The following is a 19,237-nucleotide window of genomic DNA, read 5'->3' as shown; positions in this document are numbered from 1 at the left end:
TTCGGCTCCGCCGAAGCGCCGACGGGGGCGGGGAGGCGGGGTGGGTGTGGGGGCGGGGGGTGGGAAACGGCGGGATCACTTGTCGGGCGGCGGGAACAAGGAGCGGGTTTCAGGGACGGCCGCGCCGCAGGACGGCCTCGGCGAGGTCGACGGCCTCCCGGACCGGCACGAGCCGGCAGTCGGCGGTGCCGATGCGGGCGGTGGTGATGCCGCGGGCGGTCCGGAGGACCTCCTCGCCGAGGCGGCCGAAGTGGAGGTCGTCCAGGTCAGCGGCCCGGAAGGCCGTCCAGCCGTCCTCCCCGACGCAGCGGTACTCGCGCACCGGCACGTCGGGCATGCGGAGGTCGGCGAGGTGGAACGCGGTGAAGCGGTCCATCGGGACGCCGAGCATCAGCACCCGGGCGTCCAGTTCGTAGAGCCGCCCGAGCGGCGACTCCGGGCCGAGGTGGGAGGTCAGCGGATGGTGGGCGGTGATCTCCCGGGCGAGCCGGCCGACGGCCGCCCAGGAGGTCTGCGGGTGGCGGCTGCGCAGCGCGCCCGGCCACGAGCGGATCGCTTCCGACAGCGCCCCCATGGAGGGCGAGGCCGGGGTGGTGGCCGGATCGAAGCGGGGCATCCGGTCCTGGTAGTCGGCCACCTCCGCCGGGGAGAGACCGGCGGTGGCGGACTGGTGGATGCGGGAGGTGGCGGAGTTCTCGGGCGTGGCGGTGTAGGCGACCAGGGTGCCGTCGGGGCCCAGGACTTCGAGCAGGGCCTCGACCACACCGGCCGCCCCGCCCGGTACCGGTCCGAGGGCGCGCAGGGACGCCTGGACGTGCAGCACCGTGCCCGGACGGACCCCGAGCTCGAGGAGGTCGCGGACGAGGGGGTGGACGGAGGTGGCGACGGCGACGCCGCCGGCGCGGGGTTCGGTGAGGATGGCGTTTCCCCGGGGTTGAGGGCCCCGGGCGAGGGAGGTCCCGGGGCGGCGCGGGTGGGAGGTGTCAGACCCCGGCCCGTTCCCGCCGTACCCGGTCGGCCGCCTGCTCGGCGGCTGCGGGCAGCGGCAGGGCGAGCCAGGGTGCCACGGTGGCACGCATGCCGTCGGCGAAGCGCAGGCCGGTCCCGGTCAGGGATCCGGACGACGCCAGCCGCTCCACGGCGTCGGCGGTGTACCGCCGCCAGAGCGCGAACTGTTCCCGCGCCCGGTCGGCGGCCGAGCCCGGCAGTCCGTCGTACGCGAGGGTGCGGGTGCCCCAGTACTCGGTGACGGCCAGGTGGGCGTACGTGCCCTGGAGCAGCCCTTCGAGCGGCCGGGGGTCGGGCCGCCAGGGGGCGAAGTACAACGCGGTGTCGCCGCGGTCGTACAGGTCGGTCAGGTCCAGCACCGCGCCGAGCTTGACGTGCTGGAACTCGTGGGCGAGCAGCAGGGCGAGGGTCGGCGCGGTGGCGGGCCGGGCGATGCCGACGGCGCCGTACGCCTGCCGGGCCGCCGAGCTGACGTCCCGGCCGGTCGGGCCGGGCCGCAACGGGGTGATCGTCGTCAGGCCGGCCCGGATGCCCTCCGCGTACCCGGGCAGGTCCCGCCCGAGCAGCTCCCAGGCCTCGCGCAACGCGCCCGTCCAGTCGAGCAGTTCGCTCTCGGAGAGGCGGTCGGCGACGGGGTGGTCGTGGCTGTCCCGCAGCGGGTCGGTGTCCTCCAGGACGACCGTCCAGCCGTCGGCCAGCCGGATCCGCCACCGCGGCTCGTCGAGCACGGTGTGCACGGATCCGTCGGACGCCCGCACCTGGAAGCCGTCCGCCCGTCCGGTGACCACGGCCTCGCCGTCGGGTACGGCGAGGCCGCCGAGCGTCGGCAGGTGCAGCCGGCCGCCCCGGACGGGCACGGCGACCGTGTCGCCCCGCCCGGCCCGCACCGCGGCGGCCGCGGCGAGCGCGGCCAGCGGGCCGAGCCCGACCGGGAGGTCCCCGGCGAGCCGGCGGGCGGCCCAGGCGCGGGCGTACGGGTGGGCGAGCACGGCGTCCACGGCGGCGGGGGCCGCCGCGTCGAGCTCGGTCAGCAGGGCCCACGCCTCGGCCCGCCCCTGTCCGGAGGCGTCCCAGGCGGCGGCCAGCATCGCCCGGGTGAGGGCGAGTTGGGAGCGGCCGAGCGCGGCGATGGTGTCCGCGCTCCCGTATCCGGCGGCGAGCTCGTCGAGTTGGGGCGGGGTGAGCGCGCCGGGCAGCAGTCGCTCGGCACCGGGCCGCGACGACCCGGCCGCCTGCACCGGAACACCGGCCTCCGGAGCTCCGGCGGAACTCCCGCTCCCCGCGATGCCGTTGATGAACGTCATGAGATCACCGCAGTAGACGGAGGGATGGTCGAAGCTGCCTCCTCCATCGTCGCTCCGATAGCGGTGGGCGTACAGCCCGCCACCGCAGGAGCGCACCACGGAGCAGGCGCGGCAGGCCTCGCTCAGTCCGGCCAGGCCGGACTGGCGGGCGGCGATGCCGGGGTGGCGGGCGAGGTCGTCGAGGCTGTGCGCGAAGACGTTCAGCCCGGTGGCGGGCGCGCCGTCGTACGCCGTCTTCAGGCTGTCGGCCTGCTCGAAGGTCCCGTCCGTCTCCAGGACCGCCAGGTCGGAGGGCTCCAGACCGAGCGACTCGGTGAGGCTGGAGAACCCCCGCAGGGTCCGGTGCACGGACTCGAAGGTCCGTACGGCGAACGGCCGCCCGTCCGTTTCCCACAGCCTGTGGACAGTCAGCAGCCAGTCGGCGTACGGGGTGGCGCCGAGCGCGGCGGGGCGCTTGGGCGGTTCGTCCCAGGTGGCGTGCGGGAGCAGGAAGTCCACGGCGGGCGGCCGGAGTTCGGCCAGTGCCCGGTACACGGCCGCCGGGTCGTTCTCGACGTCCATCGTGCACAGCAGCCCGACGAAGAGGTGCCGGTACTCGGGCTCGTCCAGCAGGGCGACGGCCCGCAGCACCTGCGGGTGGCTGCTGCGTCCGTCGGCGAACCGGCGGTGGCGGTCGTTGGCGGCCTTGTCGCCGTCCAGCGAGATGCCGACCTTGATCTCCTGCTCCGCGAACAGCGCGCAGAAGTCCCGGCTCAGCAGCACGCCGTTGGTGTGGATGCGCAGGTCGAGGGCGCAGCCGGGCGGGAGCGCCGCCCGGAGCGCCTCGGCGGCGCGGCGCAAGCGGTCCGGGCCGGCGAGCAGGGGTTCTCCCCCGTGCAGGACGACCCGGACGGCGGGCAACCGGTGGGCGGCCGCGTGCTCGCCGATGCGCTCGGCGGCCTTGGCCAGGATCCCGTCCGCGATGACCTTCGGCCGGGAACGCCAGCTGCTGTCCGCGTGCTCGTAGACGTAGCAGTGGTCGCAGGCCAGATCGCACCTGCTGTGCATCTTGACCACGAACTGCGTCAGCGGCAGCGGAGTCGACGTCGTCATGGAGCTGGGACTGTTCGGTTCGGCTCGGTCTGGGTTCCGCCCGGTGTTCCGGGCCGGGTCAGATCGAGGAGTTGAAGGCAGCGACCGGCACGAGGCCGGATTCCGCGCCGGGGAGCGCGCGCTGGAGCCGGGAGGCGAGCTCTTCCGCGCCGAGCGCGGCGAGATCGGCGAGCGAGGGGCGTTCCGGCGTCTCCTGAGGGTCAGTGAGCTTGCCGGCCGGCCTGATGCTGGTTACCGGAGTCATGTTCGTTTCCTTAGGCGCGGTTAGGACCTGCCGAGGGTGGGTAAGCCCACCCGGTTGCGACCAATGTAGTGCCCTCGAAGACTCCGCGCGGCACGTTCGGAGTCACCTTGGGCTCCCCAGGCGGCCGACGCCGCACCACAGCCCGCGCCGTACCACCAGAATTCACCTGTTCAGCCGCCGCGCGCTTCGCCGTGGCGCACGCCGAAGCGTGTCGCCGGGGCGAAAACACGGACCGCCGCCAGGGCGAAATTGTGGCCCGCCGCCAGGACGAACAGGTGGACCGCCGCCTGGGCACACCCCGGGAGTGCCCGGCAGAGAACCCCCACAAGCGCGCCATCCGGTCAAGCCTGCGCCTCACCGGATTCATTCCCCCGGATTCACTCCCCCCGGCTCGCCGAGCTCCCCCACGGCCCGCACCAATTCCCTGGCGAACTCCAGCCCGTCCGGCGTGAGTTCGCCGCAGCTCAGGAGCGTCTGCCCGGACGCCAGGGTGTGCGTCCGCCAGCGCGCGAACTCCCCGTGCGCACGGGCCGCGCGCGCCGCATCACCGGCGCCCGAGCCGAGCGTCGCGCCCGAGCCCGCGCCCGAGCCGAGCGCCGCGCCCGCGCCCGCCGCCACCCCGGCCGCCGCCTCCGCCCGCCAGAAGTCCGCCACACCCAGGTGCGCGTACGCCCCCTGGAGCAACGCCCCGGCCGGACGCGGGTCGGGCCGCCAGGGAGCGTGGTAGACCGCCGGACCGTTGGGGCGGTGCAGCGGCACCAGGTCCATCAGCGCGCCGAGTTGGACGTGCAGGAACTCGTGCACCAGGGCGAGCGCGAGCAGCACCGGATCGTCCGGCAGCGAGGCCGCCACCGCACCGTACGCCCGCCGGGCGGCGGCGCTGACGACCTCCCCACCGGGGGCCGGCAGCAGCGGCACGACGGTGGTCACGCAGGCCGCGAGGGCCCGCGCATGACGGCGGTGGCGGCGCACGATGATCTCCCAGGCCTCGGCCAACCGCCGCTCCCAGCGAGCGAGTTCGGCGTCCGCGAGCGGCCCGGCCGGCGGGCGCCCGTAGTCCACCCGGCGCGGACCGGCGTGGTCGACCGACGGCGTCCAGCGCAGCCCGTCGCACTCCAGCACGAGGGCCGGCCCCGGTCCCGACCGGAGGAACTCGCCCAGCCCGCCGAGCGCAACGGCCTCCCCCGCCGCCGCGCCGCGCAGACAGTCGGCCGCCCAGGCGTCCAACTCCGGCCGCAGCAGCACCTCTTCCCAGCCGTCCCGGTCGTCCCGCTGCAGCGCCCGCACCCGGGCGTACGCCTCCCGGTAGCCGTCGTGCTCCGGTGCCGACCGGCGCAGCGCCAGCAGCAGCAGCGCCCGCTTGCTCAACTGCCCCGCGCGCAGCAGCCGGACGGCCTCCGGCCCGCCGCGCGCGCCCGCGATCGCCCGGAACGTCGCCCGGTCCACCCCGTGCCGGGGCAGTCCGTCCGCCCCGCGCGCGCCCGGCACCCCGGCCGCCACCACCTCGCCCGTACCCGTCACCGGTCTTCCTCCTCATGTGTGCGGCTGCCGGCCAGGTCGACCGGCCCCTCGCCCAACCCGCCGGATCCGCCCGCGGTCTCCCCGTGCGGGTGCGGATCAGCCGGACGGCGGCCGGGCATGACCCGGACGGGTGAACCGACGCCCCGCCCCCGCCGTCACCTCGGCCCCACCCGCGCCTCCGATGCCGATCCCGCCGATCCCGCCGATCCCGCCGCGCCCGCCGCCTCCGCCGAACCCGCCAGTCCCGCCACCCCCGCCCGCAGCCGCTCCGCGATGTGCCGGATCAGCCGGTCCAGGTCCGCGCAGTACACCGACGGGTGCCCGAAGCCGTCCCCCGCGTACCGGTGCGCGTACAGGCCCCCGCCGCAGACCCTGGCCAGCGGGCACCCGGTGCAGACCGCCCCGAGGCCCGCGAGGCCGCGCTGGCGGGCCCGGAAGGCCGGGTGCGCGCCCGCCTCCCCGAAGCCGTGCCGCCACACGTCCAGGCCGGTCCCGGGGGCGCCGTCGTAGGCCGCCTTGAGGCTGTCCGCCTGCTCGATCGCCCCGTCCGTCTCGACCACCACCAGGTCGACGGGCGCCAGCCCGACCGCCTCACTGGCCGCCCGCCCGCCGAGCAGCAGCACCGCCAGCTCCTCGAACAGCCGGACCCCGGTCTCCCGACGCGGCGCGCCGTACCAGCGGTCGAAGGCGGCGATCAGCCACTCCCCGTACGGCGCGGGCCCCCCGCCCGGCGGCGGCGCGTCCGGCACCGGCCGGGGCGGGACGCCCGGCGGGGGCTCGCACCAGGTGGCGTGCGGCAGCAGCAGGTCGACCCTGGGCGGCGCGAACTCCAGCAGCGCCTCGTAGGTGGCCACCGGGTCCGACGCCAGGTCGACGACGCACAGCAGCCCGGCGAACAGCCCCCGGTGCCGCTCCGAGCCGAGCAGCCGCACCGCCTCGGCGGTGCGCGCCCAGCTGCCCGCGCCGGAGGGCAGCCGCCGGTGCCGGTCGTGGCCGGCCCGGGTGCCGTCCAGCGAGACCCCGACCGCGACCCGGTGGCGGTGCAGCACGCCGAGCAGCGCCGGTTCGTCCAGCAGCCGCAGCCCGTTGGTCTGCACGGTGAACCGCACCCGGGGCCGGACAGCCGCCAACTCGCCGAGCAGTGCGTCCAGATGGGCCGCGCCGACGAGCAGCGGCTCGCCGCCGTGCAGCACCACGGACACCTCGTCCAGCCCGTGCTCGGCCGCGTGCTCGTCGATCCGCCGGGCGGTGCGACGGACGGTCGCGAGCTCCATCCGCCGCGGCCGCCCGCGCCAGCTCTGGTCCGCGCCCTCGTACACGTAGCAGTAGTCGCACGCCAGGTTGCACCGACTGTGGATCTTCAGCAGGAACTGCCGGAACGGCACCATGCCCGTGAGCCTACGGCCTGGCCGCCACGCCGACCGCCCGACCGCCCGGCTGCCACGCCGCCGACCGCCGGCCGCCACGCCGCCCGCCCACCGAGTCGGCTGATCACCCGTCACACGTGCGGCGGCTCCACGTCCGAGTCCAGCCGTGTCCCGGCCCGCACCGCGATCGTCGTCGGGTGCTCCTCCCCCAGGGTCGACCGCGCCCGCCGGATGCACTCCGCCCGCAGCTCCGCGGCCCGCTCGGCGTACCCCAGGGCGGCCAGCGACAGCGCGAGGTTGGAGTTGATGCCGATGGAGTCGTAGTGGTCCTGGCCGAGGGCGTCGGTCATCAACGGCTCGGCCTCCAGCTCCAGTTCGAGCGCGGCCCGGAGTTCCCCGGCCAGCGCCAGGTCGTTGGCGTGGTTCATCATCGCGATCGGGATGTAGAGGTGGTGCGCGCCGAGGACGGTGCGGAACTGCGCCAGCGTACGGCCGGACAGCTCGCGCGCCTCCGCCGTGCGCCCCGCCAGCCGCAGGTACACCGAGAGGTTGTTGGCGCCGGCCAGCGTCACCGGGTGGTTCTCGCCCAGGTAGTCGCGGTACCGCGCCAGCGCGCGCTCGGCCAGCGGGATCGCCCGCCCGGTGTCGCCGAGCGCGTTGAGGTCGCTGGCCAGGTTGGTGGCGGCCGCCAGGGTGTCGGGGTGCTCGGGGCCGTTGATGTCCAGGTAGCGCTGGTAGATGTCCTCGTCGATCTCCAGGGCCTCGTGGTACCGGCCGGCCCGGCGCAGCGCCACGGCCAGGTTCTTGCGGGCGCGCAGGGTGTCGGTGTGGCTGTCCCCGATGGTCTGCTGGTAGATCCGGACGGTCTCCTCCAGCAGGTCCAGGGCCTCCCGCAGCCGCCCGGTCTCGCGCAGGTCGCGGGCGTAGTTGGAGGCCGAGGAGAGCGCGTAGAGGCTGTGCGCGCCGAGCGCGTCGCGCTGCTGGAGGTAGTTGCTGCGGTGCCGTTCCAGGGCGGCCCGGCGGTCGCCGGCCAGGTAGTCGGAGACGGCGAGGTTGTTGGTGATCATCAGGGTGCGCGGGTGGTCCGGGCCGAGGGTGCGCCGGGCGGCGTCCAGGGTGCGGCGGTCGAGCGCCCTGGCCTCGTCGTAGCGGCCGAGGAAGCGCAGGTCGGCGCCGAGGCTGTTGGCGACGGCGAGGGTGTGCGAGTGCTCCGGGCCCAGGGTCGCGGTGAAGCGCTCCAGGATGTCCCGGTCCGTCTCGTACGCCTCCTGGAGGGCGCCCTGGGAGCGGCGGATGTTGCTCAGCTGGGTGCGCAGCATGAGCGTCTGGGCGTCGTTGTCGACGTCGAAGCCGGGCCCGCCGTAGCCGTCCTGGCGCCAGTGCTCCAGGGTCCGCTCGGCGAGCTCCCGGCCGGACTCGTGCAGGCTGCGCTTCCACTGGTAGCGCACCGAGTCGATGATCCACTGCCGGACGTCCTCGTCGGCGCTGTCGAGCGCCCCGGACGGCCAGAGGTGGGGCAGGAGTTCGGCGTACTCGGCCCAGTTCGCGGGCACGTCCGGGTCGCCGGGGTTGGCGGTGGCGAGGGCGGCGTGGACGACGCCGCTCAGTTCGGCCCGCCGCTCCTCCTCGACCTGGTCCCGCAGCACCGCCTGGACCAGCCGGTGCACGGTGATGGTCTCGCTGCCCTGGTCGGTGCGGGCGAGCCCGAACCGGTTGATGGCGCGCAGGAACTCGCCGATCGCGAGCTTGTCGCGGGGCGCGCGCGGGGGCAGCCGCAGGGCGCGGGTGACGGCCCGGCTGTAGAGCAGCCGCATCGGGATGGCGTCCGGGCCGAAGAAGGCGCAGATCTCCAGGATCTGGGCGGCCGGGGCGTTCATCCGGCGCAGTTCCTCGACCGAGATGCGCCAGGTCGCGGCGGCCGAGTGCGGGTAGTCGGCGGCCCGCAGCCGGGTGCGTTCCAGCATCTCGGTGAGCTCTTCGTCGAGCAGTTCGAGGTAGGTGGCGATCGGCATCGACGTCTCCTGGAGCCAGACGGCGGCCTGGCCGACGGCGAGCGGCAGGTCGCCGAGGCGGTGCGCGACCTGGTCGGCGTCCTCCGCGGAGAGGCCGCCGTTGAAGCGGCGCAGCAGCCGCACGCTCTCCTCGCGGAGGAAGACGTCGACCTCCACCAGGCCGGCGTGCCGGGCCCAGCCCTGGTTGCGGGAGGTGATCAGCACGTGCCCGCCGGAGGAGCCGGCCGGCTGCCAGGGGGCGAGTTCCTCGGGGGTGCCGGCGTTGTCGAAGACGAGCAGCCAGCGGCGGTACGGCTGACCGCGGCGCAGCGCGTCGAGCACGGCGGCGGCGGTGTGGGCGACGTCGTCGCTGGTGGGCACGCCGAGCCGGGGCGCGAGCTCGGCGAGCTTCTGCGGGATGTTGGCGGGCTCCTCGGCGGGCACCCACCAGATCACGTCGTAGGCGGCCTTGAAGCGGTGCGCGTACTCGGCGGCGATCTGGGACTTGCCGGCGCCGCCGAAGCCGTAGAGCACCTGGCTGAGCACGGCGGCGGGGCCGCCGGTGAAGCGGTTGCGGAGCAGTTCCAGGAGCTTGCCGCGGCCGATGAAGGCGGCGTTGCGCGAGGGCGCGTCCTGGACCTGCGGGGCGGTGCCCGGAAACCGTGCGGGGGCGGCGAACTCACCGCTGTCGGTGTCGAGTTGCCGGTTGCTGCCGGGAGGCGGGCCGAGTTCGGCGTAGAGCTGGGACTCGGCGCCGACCGCGGAGGAGCGGACCAGGTCGGGCACCGGCTGCCCGGCGAACGGGCGGGGCACCGGCTCGTCCGAGTCCTGGAGTCGGAAGGAGACCAACGCCGGTGATCCGGAGGTCAGTTCGCGCCCCTGGAGGAGCTGCCAGACCTCGGCGGCCCGGGGCAGCGCGGTGTACTCGGGCGAGAGCAGCGCGAGCAGCCGGCCCTGGCCGTCGACCGGCCCGGCGACCTCGGGCGGCCGGGGGCCCGTGTACGGTTCGGCGGCGCTGTGCAGGGAGGCCTGGTAGCCGAAGCGGGTGAGCGTCCCGGCGGCCCACTCGGCCCACATCCGGTCCTCCGGCGCGTAGCTGACGAACACCTGGCGCGGTACCGCGCGGGCGGAGCGCAGGTAGGCGCCGTAGAGCCGGCGGCGGGTCTCGGCGGTGAGCGGGCGCAGGGTGCGGACCCGGCCGTCGGTGATCCAACCGGCCAGCCGTTCGAAGGCGTTGAGCAGGCTGCGGGCCTCCTGCGGCCGGTCGGCGACGGTGGCGGGCACCTCCTCGTACGCGTAGAAGGGCTTGTACGGCACCTCGACGTCGGCCCAGTAGCCGGCGCGGCGGTCACCGGCCAGCCAGCGGCCGAGGTAGGGGGCGAAGGCCTCGCGGGCGAAGTCCCGGCCGGCCTCCAGGCGCTCCTGCTCGGCGTCCTCCACCCGCATCGGCACCGGCAGGACCCGGATCGCCCGCTCCTCGGCCTCGGCGATGGCGCGGGCGGCGTCGACGCCGCCGCGGATGTTCTGGGCGCTGAAGGTGAAGCAGTCCACCACGGTGTCGGGCATCAGGACGGTGCAGATGCCGGAGGTGTCGCTGACGCCGGTGCGGCTGTCGATGAGCACGTAGTCGTACTCGCGGGCCCAGCGTTCGCGCAGCTCGCGCAGGAACTCGCCGCCGCGGATGTCCCGGCCGTGGTAGAAGCTGCGCCAGTTGAAGGTGGTGACGGCGGCGGCGTAGGCGGCGTTCTGCCGGCCGGCGGGCAGGAAGTCGAGCCGGCCGCCGGGCGGCAGGTCGAGGGCGAGGCCGCAGACGTAGCCCTCCAGGCGACCGGGCTCGTCCAGCCAGTCGGCCGGGGACTGCCCGACCGGCCCGCTGGCGGAGGGCAGCGCCTGCTTGACGTAGGAGCGCAGCAGGTCGATCAGGCCTTCGGTGGAGTGGAGTTCCGGGTCGACCAGCAGCGGGTGGTAGTAGCGGTGGAGGCCGGGCGCCTCCAGGTCCCAGTCGACGACCAGGACGCGCAGGCCGCGGCTGGCGAGGATCCAGCCGACGTTGGCGAGCGCCATGGTGCGGCCGGTGCCGCCCTTGAAGGAGTAGAACGTGACGACCGATCCCGGTCCGCCGCGCTCCAGCTCTGCGCCGGGCTCAGTGGTCATCGTCCTGGTCTCCCCTCAGCGGGACGGCATCGTCCTGGCCCCGGCGCTGGCCGGGCAGTTCCGGTGGATCGGGGTCGGGGTGGTGCTGCGCGGGCGGTCGGCCCTGGCGCGGACCCGAGGGCCCGGACCGCCCTGACGGACCGGCCGGGATGGTCAGCCCGGGCATGTTCGGGCCGTCGCCGAAGCCGAAGGCGTCGCCTTCCGGGCCGAGGCCGAAGGCGTCCCCGCCATCGTCTCCCCAATCGAGGTTGTCGTCCATGAGCTTGTTCTGGGCGACCGTCACCATGATGGTGAGGTCGTTGTCGAAGCTCTCCTGGTTCACGCGCACCCGGAACAAGTGCTCCAGGTCGCTCCGGCGCAACCAGTTGCGGCGGAACACGCCGCGCACGCCGGTCCACGGCGCTTCGCGCTCCCCGTCCGGGTCGTTGCTGCCGATCGGCACCACCACGCCGGTGACCGGGTGGTTCTGGTCGTCGTACTCGCTCAGCACGGCCCGGTAGCGGCCGCTGCCGGCCACCCACGGGTCGACCAGCAGCACGCTGACCTGGCTGTCCTCCCGGGCCTGGTCGAGCTTCCTGCCGAGGCCCGGGCCGATCTCCTCCAGCGTGGTGGTGTGCCCGGCCGCGGTGATCACCTGCTGGGCGCGGGCCGCCAGGGACGGCCGGGCGGGCGGGTAGTAGGGCGCCCAGTGCCAGGGCTTGGCCCCGTACCAGCCACCCGTGTACGAGCCGCCCTGCGCGGCGGCCTCCGGGGCGCTCCCTGCGGCGATGAACAGCCGCACCATCCCGGGGCTGGGCGCCGGCTCCGGCGCGGCCGGGGGCGGGAAGTAGCCGCGCACCGCGCCCAGGTCGAACTCGGGCAGTTCGCCGAGCCGCCGCGCGGCCGCGTCCCGCACCCGCTCCGCGACCACCCGGACGACCTGCTCGTACGCCCCGCTCTGCGCGGTGCGCAGCAGGGCCCGCAGGCCGTGCCGGGCGTAGGCCTCGCCCATGTCCGGCTGGACCCACTGGACCTTGGTCACCTCGGCGGCCAGTTCGCCCGAGCCGACGGGCTCCCAGAGCACCGGGATCAGCGCCGGGACGAGCTCCCCGGTGTCCTCGTGGTGGCGCCGCACCCGGCCGCGGAAGGCGGTCCACTCCTTGCCGCAGTAGAGGCTGGCGAAGTAGGCCGGGGAGTAGAGCGCGATCATGGTCCGGCTGCGGCCCAGCATCGTCGCCAGCCGCTCGGCCCAGTCGTCGCCGAGGCGCAGCTGCTCGGTGTCACGGAAGGCGAGCTCCTCGGCCCGGACGGCCACCCCGAGCAGTCGGCCGAGTTCGTCCCGCAGGTCGTTGAAGAACTGGTTGACGAAGGCGTCCTCGGCCTCGAAGTCCCGACGCGCGTAGCTGAAGAAGAAGTACGGCCTTTGCTGTTCCTGCCCCATCACCTGTTCCCCCCGTGCCCCGACGGTCCGCGACGGCGCTGGTTTCATACCCCAGCATGTCGCGAACTCCCCCGGCGCCGCTGGCAAGTTGGAGGATTCGGTACCGCGGGTGGTTTAGCCGGTGGTCAGGCGCACACGGACGGCCCGCGGTGCTCCGGCGCCCGGGGGCGCGCGGACGGGATCGCGGGGCGCACCGACGGAATCAACGGGTGCCACCGGTCGAGCGCTGCCGGCGGGGCCCTCCGGCGGGGTGCCGCGGGCGGAATGCCGGCGGCGGGGCAACCTACCGGTCGAGCGCCGACTGGAAGGCGGCGAGCGGCTCGGCGCCGGGGGTCAGGGCGTCCGCGACCACCCGGCGCAGCAGGTCGCCGAGGACGGTGTCGGGCAGGGCTTCGAGTTCGTCGAGCGACAGGGCGGCGACGTCGACCAGGTCAGAGCCGAGTCCAGCGGCGGTTTCCGCACCGGTGACGCCCATCAGTCCCTCACTCGATCGTGTCGGCACAGCGGGCTGTTGGCCGAAGGTGCATCGACCCAGGTCCGCGACGGGCATCCTACACCCGGGGAGTGACGCCCCATCAGCTCAGCGCGGGCGCCGCGCGGAGCTGATGGGCCGAACGGATCACGGGCAGAGCCGCTCCACCCGCCAGCCCGTCGGGGCGGCGGGGTCGGCGACGTAGCGGAGCCGGTCGTGCAGCCGGTTCTCCCGGCCCTGCCAGAACTCGACGCTCTGCGGGACCACCCGGTACCCGCCCCAGAACGGCGGGACGGGCACGCCCTCGCCCTCCGGGTAGCGGCGCTCCAGCTCGGCGTAGCGCCGTTCGAGCACCTCCCGGCTGTCGACCGGGCTGGACTGCTCGCTGGCCCAGGCGCCCAGCTGGGAGCCGTGCGGGCGGGTGCGGAAGTAGGCGGCGGTCTCGTCCCGGCCGACCTTCTCCACCCGGCCCTGGACGATCACCTGGCGGGCCAGCGCGATCCACGGGAACAGCAGCCCCGCGTACGGGTTGGCGGCCAGCTCGGAGCCCTTGCGGGAGCCGTAGTTGGTGAAGAACACGAAGCCCCGCAGGTCGTAGCCCTTGAGCAGGACGGTGCGGGAGCTGGGCCGCCCCTGGGCGTCGGCGGTGGAGAGCACCATCGCGTTGGGCTCCACCACGCCGGCGTCGTCCGCCTCGTGGAACCATCGGGTGAACTGGCCGATCGGCTCGGGCGCGAGCTGCTCCTCGACCAGGCCCTCGTGACTGTAGTGCTTGCGCATCACGGTGAGGTCCGGGCCTGGGCGGGCCTCGTCGGCCAGGATCCGGTTGGCGGGGCTCAGGGGCGTCGACTGGGCGCGATCCGGGGTCTGCACGCCAACATCATCCCGTACGACAAGCAACGGGCACCGCTACCTCCGGACAAACCTCGGTGGGAGATGAGGTGACCCGCCACCGGTCGGCCGCCCGCCCTGCGGGGAATTGTCCGGAACCGGGCGTTTCGTTCCGCGGCCTCCCCGGGCGGGCCGGCCCGCCCGCGGGAAGGTCAAGCGGGACGACGGGAAACATCACCACGGTGGTGTATGGCGCAATGCACCCCGTGCCTGTCACTCTGGCACCGAGTGCCAAACACCATTCGGTCACTGGCGCGCCGCCCCACCACGGCGGAGCGCCGATCGCAGAACTCAAGGAGCCGTCGCATGTCCGACTTCGTACCCGGGCTTGAGGGAGTCGTCGCGTTCGAGAGCGAGATCGCCGAACCCGACCGCGAGGGCGGCGCCCTGCGGTACCGCGGTGTCGACATCGACGACCTGGTGGGCAACGTCTCCTTCGGCCACGTCTGGGGCCTGCTGGTGGACGGCAAGTTCAACCCCGGCCTGCCGGCCGCGGAGCCGTTCCCGATCCCGGTGCACTCCGGCGACATCCGCGTCGACGTGCAGTCCGCCCTCGCCATGCTCGCCCCGGTCTGGGGCCTCAAGCCGCTGCTGGACATCGACGCCGAGCAGGCCCGCGACGACCTCGCCCGGGCCGCCGTGATGGCCCTGTCCTACGTCGCCCAGTCGGCCCGCGGCCAGGGCCTGCCGATGGTCCCGCAGAGCGAGATCGACAAGGCCGAGACGGTCGTCGAGCGGTTCATGATCCGCTGGCGCGGCGAGCCGGACCCGAAGCACGTCAAGGCCGTCGACGCCTACTGGACCTCGGCCGCCGAGCACGGCATGAACGCCTCCACCTTCACCGCCCGGGTCATCGCCTCCACCGGCGCCGACGTCGCGGCCGCCCTCTCCGGCGCGGTCGGCGCGATGTCCGGCCCGCTGCACGGCGGCGCCCCGTCCCGCGTGCTCGGCATGATCGAGGAGATCGAGCGCACCGGCGACGCGACCGCCTGGGTCAAGAACGCGCTGGACAAGGGCGAGCGCCTGATGGGCTTCGGCCACCGCGTCTACCGCGCCGAGGACCCGCGCGCCCGGGTGCTGCGCCGCACCGCCAAGGAGCTCGGCGCGCCGCGCTTCGAGGTCGCCGAGGCCCTGGAGAAGGCCGCGTTGGAGGAGCTGCACAACCGCCGCCCCGACCGCGTGCTGGCCACCAACGTCGAGTTCTGGGCCGCCATCATGCTGGACTTCGCCGAGGTCCCGGCGCACATGTTCACCTCGATGTTCACCTGCGCGCGCACGGCGGGTTGGTCGGCGCACATCCTGGAGCAGAAGCGCACGGGCCGGCTCGTGCGCCCCTCCGCGCGCTACGTCGGCCCCGGCCCGCGCCGCCCCGAGGAGATCGAGGGCTGGGACGCCATCGCCCACTGATCCCCCGCGGCGCGATACCGGACGAGCGTCCGGTCAGTGCCCCTGAGCAGCGGGTCCGGCTCCGGCCGGGCCCGCTGCCGCGCGTCCCCGGGTGGTTCCGGGACGGCCGGGACCCCAGTCTCAGCGGGCGGACGGCCGTACCTCCGCCGGGCCCCCGGCCGGTAGGCTGCGCCCGTGGCTCAGATCCAGATCCCCGCTGACATCAAGCCCGCAGACGGCCGTTTCGGCTGCGGACCGTCCAAGGTGCGCCCCGAGGCCCTGAGTGCCCTCGCCGCCACCCAGGCCTCCCTGCTCGGCACCTCACACCGCCAGGCCCCGGTCAAGAACGTGGTCAAGCGCGTGCGCGAGGGCGTGAGCAGCCTCTTCTCGCTGCCGGACGGCTACCAGGTCGTCCTCGGCAACGGCGGCTCCACCGCCTTCTGGGACATCGCCGCCTTCGGCCTGGTCCGGGCGAAGTCCCAGCACCTCGACTTCGGCGAGTTCTCCTCGAAGTTCGCCTCCTCGGTCGCGGCCGCGCCCTGGCTCGGCGAGCCGAGCGTGATCAAGACCGCCCCGGGCACCCACCCGCTGCCGGTCGCCGAGGCCGGCGTGGACGTCTACGCGCTCACCCACAACGAGACCTCGACCGGCGTCGCGATGCCGATCCGGCGCCCGGCCGGCACGGACGAGGGCTCGCTGGTGCTGGTGGACGCCACCTCGGGCGCCGGCGGCCTGCCGGTGGACATCACCGAGACGGACGTCTACTACTTCGCCCCGCAGAAGTCCTTCGCCTCCGAGGGCGGCCTCTGGCTGGCCACCTTCTCCCCGGCCGCCCTGGAGCGCGCCGCCGAGATCGCCGCCTCCGGCCGCTACATCCCGCCGTTCTTCTCGCTGCCGACGGCCATCGACAACTCGTCGAAGGACCAGACGTACAACACCCCGTCGCTCTCCACCCTCTTCCTGCTGGCCGACCAGCTGGAGTGGATGAACGGCAACGGCGGGCTGGACTGGGCGGTCGCCCGCACCGCCGACTCCTCGTCCCGGCTGTACTCCTGGGCCGAGAAGTCCTCCTACGCCACCCCCTTCGTGGCGAACCCGGCCGAGCGCTCCCAGGTGGTCGGCACCATCGACTTCGACGAGTCGGTGGACGCCGCCGCGGTCGCCAAGGCACTGCGTGCCAACGGCATCGTGGACACCGAGCCGTACCGCAAGCTGGGCCGCAACCAGCTGCGCATCGCGATGTTCCCGGCGATCGACCCGGCGGACGTCGAGGCGCTCACCCACTGCATCGACTACGTGGTCGAGCAGCTCTGACCCCGTCCCCCGAGGACACGACCGAGGGCCACCGCCGACGGGCGGTGGCCCTCTCGCCGTTCCGGGGCCGGGAGGCCGGAGGTGCCTAGCGGCCGACCAGCGAGCTGATCAGCACGACGACCAGCATCAGCACCAGGGTGCCGGAGACGATGCGCATACGAGTCTTGGGATCCACGGTCAACGAGCGTACCTCCGGCTCATCCCGTACTCCGCCCGGGCCCCTCGCCGGGCCCCTTCCGGGGAGCTCAGCTCCAGTCCGCCAGCGCCCAGGAGCGGAGCGTCTCGTAGTGCGCGAAGCCGCCGCCCAGGTCGCTGCGCACCAGGTGCAGCTCGGCCGCGTCCCACTCCGGCCCCCGGTAGTCGGCCAGCGCCGCCACCAGGCCGTCCAGCTCGGCCGCCGCGACCCGCTGCACGGCCCGCCGGTGACCGCGCGAGGAGCCGGCCCGGGCGAGGGTGAGGTGCGGGTGGAAGGCGAAGTCGTCGGTCGCCCCGGTGACCTCGGCGGTGGCCCCCGTGACGGCGTCGGCCAGCCGCCGCAGCGCCCAGGCCTGGCCCTCGACCCCGGCCCAGAGCACCCGGTCGCCGAACCGGCCCGCGCCCGCGATCCGCAGCCGGTGCACCGGGTGGACCTCGGCGACGGCGGCCAGGCCGGCCTCCAGCTCCGGCAGGCTCCCGGCCGGCACCTCGCCCAGGAAGGCCAGGGTCAGGTGCCAGCCCTCGACGCCGGTCCAGCGCAGCCGCTCCGCCCCGGGCAGCTCCCGCACCGGCGCGACCGCGTCGGCGAGCCCCTGCAACGCCTCGACCGACGGCAGCACCGCCACGAACAACCTCATGGGCCCATCTTCCCGCGCCCGGCCGGCTGGGGTAGAACGTTCTCCCATGAAGATCCGCAACGGGGGGTCCGCGGACGTCCCCGACATCCTGTCGCTGCTCGACGGCGCCGTCTCCTGGCTGACCGCCCAGGGCCGCACCGGCCAGTGGGGCGACCAGCCGTTCAGCACCATCCAGGCCCGGATCGACCAGGTCTCCTCGTACGCCGAGGAGCCGTTCCTGATCCGCCTCGCCGTGGACGAGGACGGCCGTACGGTCGGCTGCTGCGTGCTCTCCGAGGACCGCGGCCGGTGGATCCCCGCCGTGGACGAGCGCGAGCTGTACGTCCGCAACCTGGTCACCGACCGCGACCGCAAGGGCTCCGGCATCGGCGCCGCGCTGATCGCCGACGCGGTCGAGGAGGCCCGCCGACGCGGCATCGGCCTGCTGCGGGTGGACTGCTACGGCGGCGCCGACCGCAAGCTGGTCGGCCGGTACCGGGCGCTCGGCTTCACCGAGACCGTGGCGTTCGAGGTCGACCAGCCGAACGGCGTCTGGCCCGGCCAGGTGCTGGAGATCCGCCTCTGAACCACCGCGGGCCCCCGGACACACGTCCGGGGGCCCGACGTTCCGTCAGCAGGCCGGGGCCAGCTCCGACTTGCTCGCCGCGCCGGTCCGCGGCACGAAGGCCACCACCCGGCCGCCGCGGCCCGGGTGCAGGTCGAAGCGCACCCGCAGGTCCGCGCTGCGGGCCAGCACCAGGCCCACCACGCCGGCCGCCGCCGCGGACACCAGTCCGCAGGCCAGCAGGCCGAGCCGGGGCCCGTACGAGGCGGTCACCCAGCCGACGACCGGGGCGCCGATCGGCGTGCCGCCGGTGAAGACCAGCACCAGCAGGCCCATCACCCGACCGCGCATCTCGGGGTCGGTGGCCAGCTGCAGCGTGGAGTTGACCGAGGTGTTGAAGCTCAGCCCGAACACCCCGATCAGCATCAGCAGCAGCGCGAAGGTCCAGTAGTCGGGCGCGAACGCGGCGACCACCTCCAGCGCGCCGAAGGCCAGCGCCGCACCGACCAGCCGGCGCAGCCGCGGCACGCCCCTGCGGGCGGCGAGCAGCGCGCCGGTCAGCGAACCGATCGCCATCGCGGTGTTCAGCAGGCCGTACTGGCCGGCGCCCACCTCGAAGGTGTCGTACGCGAAACCGGAGAGCAGCGTCGGGAAGTTGAAGCCGAAGGTGCCGATGAACCCGGCCAGCACCATCGGCCAGAGCAGCTCGGGCCGCTCCCTCACGTACCGCAGGCCCTCGCGCAACTGCCCCTTCTCGCGGGCGATCGGCTCGGTCGGGCGCAGTTCGCTCTCCCGCATCGCGAGCAGCCCGCCGATCACGGCGGCGAAGGACAGCGCGTTGACGGCGAACGCCCAGCCGCTGCCGACCGCGGCGATCAGCAGGCCCGCGACGGCGGGGCCGACCAGCCGGGCGGTCTGGAAGTTGGCGGCGTTCAGGCTGACGGCGTTGGCGAGGTCCTTGGGCCCGACCATCTCGGAGACGAAGGCCTGCCGGGTCGGGTTGTCCACCACGGTGACCAGGCCGAGCAGCAGCGCGAAGAAGTACACGTAGTACGGCGTCACCACGCCGCCGACGGTCAGCGCCGCGAGGCCGGCGGCCAGCAGGCCCATCGCGCCCTGGGTGTAGATCAGCAGCCGGCGCTTGGGCATCCGGTCCGCGAGCACGCCGCCGAACAGGCCGAGCAGCAGCATCGGCAGGAACTGCATGGCGGTGGTGATGCCGACCGCGAGCGGACTGCCGGTGAGGCTCAGCACCAGCCAGTCCTGGGCGATCCGCTGCATCCAGGTGCCGGTGTTGGACACCACCTGGCCGGCGAAGTAGTAGCGGTAGTTGCGAACGCGCAGTGAGGAGAACATCCCCCCGGGCCGGGTGAATTCGGCACCTGTGGGAGACGAGGCCGAGTGGGTGCGGCCCTGAGCGGCGGGGTCCGCCGCGGTGCGTTCGTCGGGGTCGTCGTCGCCGTTGCCGGGCAGCCCCGTGGGGGCGGGTGCCTGGGCGTCGGCGGCCGCGGCGCTCGCCGCGGCGGGGTCGGTGGTCGGATCGTCGGTACGGATGGCGGCGGCGCTGGCTGCGGCCGGCGGTGTCACGGTGGTCTCCCCTCGCGGCGGGGGGGGGGGCGGGGCGGTCGGGGCCGGGGCGGGGGTGGAGGTTGGTTGATGGGGGGGGGGGTGGGGGGGGTGGTGTTAAGTTGGTGGT

Annotated in this window: 14 protein-coding genes; 3 read left to right on the top strand and 11 right to left on the bottom strand. The window is 74.5% G+C overall.

What is annotated here, in order from left to right:
* Window positions 1-109 precede the first annotated feature (109 nt).
* From ACWDBE_RS30570 to pdxH, 9 genes are all read right to left on the bottom strand, one after another.
* On the bottom strand, window positions 110-823 hold the full coding sequence (locus ACWDBE_RS30570) for an aminoglycoside N(3)-acetyltransferase (protein ID WP_449809607.1): 714 nt from the start codon (window positions 821-823) through the stop codon (window positions 110-112).
* Between the two features lie 160 nt (window positions 824-983).
* Window positions 984-3,404: an FxsB family cyclophane-forming radical SAM/SPASM peptide maturase gene (locus ACWDBE_RS30565; protein ID WP_449809606.1), complete on the bottom strand. Its 2,421-nt coding sequence runs from the start codon at window positions 3,402-3,404 to the stop codon at window positions 984-986.
* A gap of 58 nt (window positions 3,405-3,462) precedes the next feature.
* The gene (locus ACWDBE_RS30560; RefSeq protein WP_359913873.1) at window positions 3,463-3,648 is read right to left on the bottom strand and encodes a hypothetical protein; all 186 of its coding nucleotides are present in this window, start codon (window positions 3,646-3,648) and stop codon (window positions 3,463-3,465) included.
* 363 nt (window positions 3,649-4,011) lie between these two features.
* Window positions 4,012-5,169: an aKG-HExxH-type peptide beta-hydroxylase gene (locus ACWDBE_RS30555; RefSeq protein WP_449809605.1), complete on the bottom strand. Its 1,158-nt coding sequence runs from the start codon at window positions 5,167-5,169 to the stop codon at window positions 4,012-4,014.
* Window positions 5,170-5,324: 155 nt separating this feature from the next.
* A complete protein-coding gene (locus ACWDBE_RS30550) occupies window positions 5,325-6,557 on the bottom strand; it encodes an FxsB family cyclophane-forming radical SAM/SPASM peptide maturase (RefSeq protein ID WP_449809604.1) in 1,233 nt (410 codons plus the stop codon).
* Window positions 6,558-6,667: 110 nt separating this feature from the next.
* Entirely contained in the window at window positions 6,668-10,681 is a 4,014-nt protein-coding gene (fxsT, locus tag ACWDBE_RS30545; RefSeq protein WP_449791432.1) for an FxSxx-COOH system tetratricopeptide repeat protein, read from the bottom strand.
* Window positions 10,671-12,101, bottom strand: coding sequence for a TIR-like protein FxsC (locus ACWDBE_RS30540; protein WP_449809603.1), 1,431 nt, complete (start codon window positions 12,099-12,101; stop codon window positions 10,671-10,673). Before ACWDBE_RS30540 ends, fxsT begins: the two co-directional genes overlap by 11 nt.
* A 283-nt stretch (window positions 12,102-12,384) precedes the next feature.
* On the bottom strand, window positions 12,385-12,576 hold the full coding sequence (gene fxsA, locus ACWDBE_RS30535; RefSeq protein ID WP_392882446.1) for an FxSxx-COOH cyclophane-containing RiPP peptide: 192 nt from the start codon (window positions 12,574-12,576) through the stop codon (window positions 12,385-12,387).
* 144 nt (window positions 12,577-12,720) lie between these two features.
* The gene (pdxH, locus tag ACWDBE_RS30530; RefSeq protein ID WP_449791486.1) at window positions 12,721-13,353 is read right to left on the bottom strand and encodes a pyridoxamine 5'-phosphate oxidase; all 633 of its coding nucleotides are present in this window, start codon (window positions 13,351-13,353) and stop codon (window positions 12,721-12,723) included.
* A 417-nt stretch (window positions 13,354-13,770) separates the two neighbouring features.
* Between pdxH and ACWDBE_RS30525 the strand changes: the two genes are divergently transcribed.
* Together ACWDBE_RS30525 and serC are read left to right on the top strand one after the other, a co-directional pair.
* Window positions 13,771-14,871, top strand: coding sequence for a citrate synthase 2 (locus tag ACWDBE_RS30525; RefSeq protein WP_360348291.1), 1,101 nt, complete (start codon window positions 13,771-13,773; stop codon window positions 14,869-14,871).
* Window positions 14,872-15,045: 174 nt separating this feature from the next.
* A complete protein-coding gene (gene serC, locus ACWDBE_RS30520) occupies window positions 15,046-16,164 on the top strand; it encodes a phosphoserine transaminase (protein ID WP_449791430.1) in 1,119 nt (372 codons plus the stop codon).
* 245 nt (window positions 16,165-16,409) lie between these two features.
* Here the strand turns inward: serC and thpR are convergent, their stop codons facing one another.
* A complete protein-coding gene (gene thpR, locus ACWDBE_RS30515) occupies window positions 16,410-16,997 on the bottom strand; it encodes an RNA 2',3'-cyclic phosphodiesterase (protein ID WP_449791429.1) in 588 nt (195 codons plus the stop codon).
* Between the two features lie 46 nt (window positions 16,998-17,043).
* On the opposite strand from thpR, the gene ACWDBE_RS30510 reads away from it, so the two are divergent.
* Window positions 17,044-17,562: a GNAT family N-acetyltransferase gene (locus tag ACWDBE_RS30510; protein WP_449791428.1), complete on the top strand. Its 519-nt coding sequence runs from the start codon at window positions 17,044-17,046 to the stop codon at window positions 17,560-17,562.
* A 45-nt stretch (window positions 17,563-17,607) separates the two neighbouring features.
* Here the strand turns inward: ACWDBE_RS30510 and ACWDBE_RS30505 are convergent, their stop codons facing one another.
* Window positions 17,608-18,897, bottom strand: coding sequence for an MFS transporter (locus tag ACWDBE_RS30505; RefSeq protein WP_449809608.1), 1,290 nt, complete (start codon window positions 18,895-18,897; stop codon window positions 17,608-17,610).
* Window positions 18,898-19,237 lie beyond the last annotated feature (340 nt).

It is taken from the genome of Kitasatospora sp. NPDC001132, from assembly GCF_053598415.1.
The sequence above is the reverse complement of the archived record's forward strand: the minus strand, read 5'-3'. Positions and strand labels throughout refer to the sequence as shown.

What these genes read in the sequence shown, in the direction of transcription:
- ACWDBE_RS30510 (WP_449791428.1), top strand. Translation starts at nt 17,044, where the DNA reads ATGAAGATCCGCAACGGGGGGTCCGCGGACGTCCCCGACATCCTGTCG.
- thpR (WP_449791429.1), bottom strand. Translation starts at nt 16,997, where the DNA reads ATGAGGTTGTTCGTGGCGGTGCTGCCGTCGGTCGAGGCGTTGCAGGGG.
- ACWDBE_RS30540 (WP_449809603.1), bottom strand. Translation starts at nt 12,101, where the DNA reads ATGGGGCAGGAACAGCAAAGGCCGTACTTCTTCTTCAGCTACGCGCGT.
- ACWDBE_RS30560 (WP_359913873.1), bottom strand. Translation starts at nt 3,648, where the DNA reads ATGACTCCGGTAACCAGCATCAGGCCGGCCGGCAAGCTCACTGACCCT.
- pdxH (WP_449791486.1), bottom strand. Translation starts at nt 13,353, where the DNA reads ATGCGCAAGCACTACAGTCACGAGGGCCTGGTCGAGGAGCAGCTCGCG.
- ACWDBE_RS30550 (WP_449809604.1), bottom strand. Translation starts at nt 6,557, where the DNA reads ATGGTGCCGTTCCGGCAGTTCCTGCTGAAGATCCACAGTCGGTGCAAC.
- ACWDBE_RS30565 (WP_449809606.1), bottom strand. Translation starts at nt 3,404, where the DNA reads ATGACGACGTCGACTCCGCTGCCGCTGACGCAGTTCGTGGTCAAGATG.
- fxsT (WP_449791432.1), bottom strand. Translation starts at nt 10,681, where the DNA reads ATGACCACTGAGCCCGGCGCAGAGCTGGAGCGCGGCGGACCGGGATCG.
- ACWDBE_RS30525 (WP_360348291.1), top strand. Translation starts at nt 13,771, where the DNA reads ATGTCCGACTTCGTACCCGGGCTTGAGGGAGTCGTCGCGTTCGAGAGC.
- fxsA (WP_392882446.1), bottom strand. Translation starts at nt 12,576, where the DNA reads ATGGGCGTCACCGGTGCGGAAACCGCCGCTGGACTCGGCTCTGACCTG.
- ACWDBE_RS30505 (WP_449809608.1), bottom strand. Translation starts at nt 18,897, where the DNA reads ATGTTCTCCTCACTGCGCGTTCGCAACTACCGCTACTACTTCGCCGGC.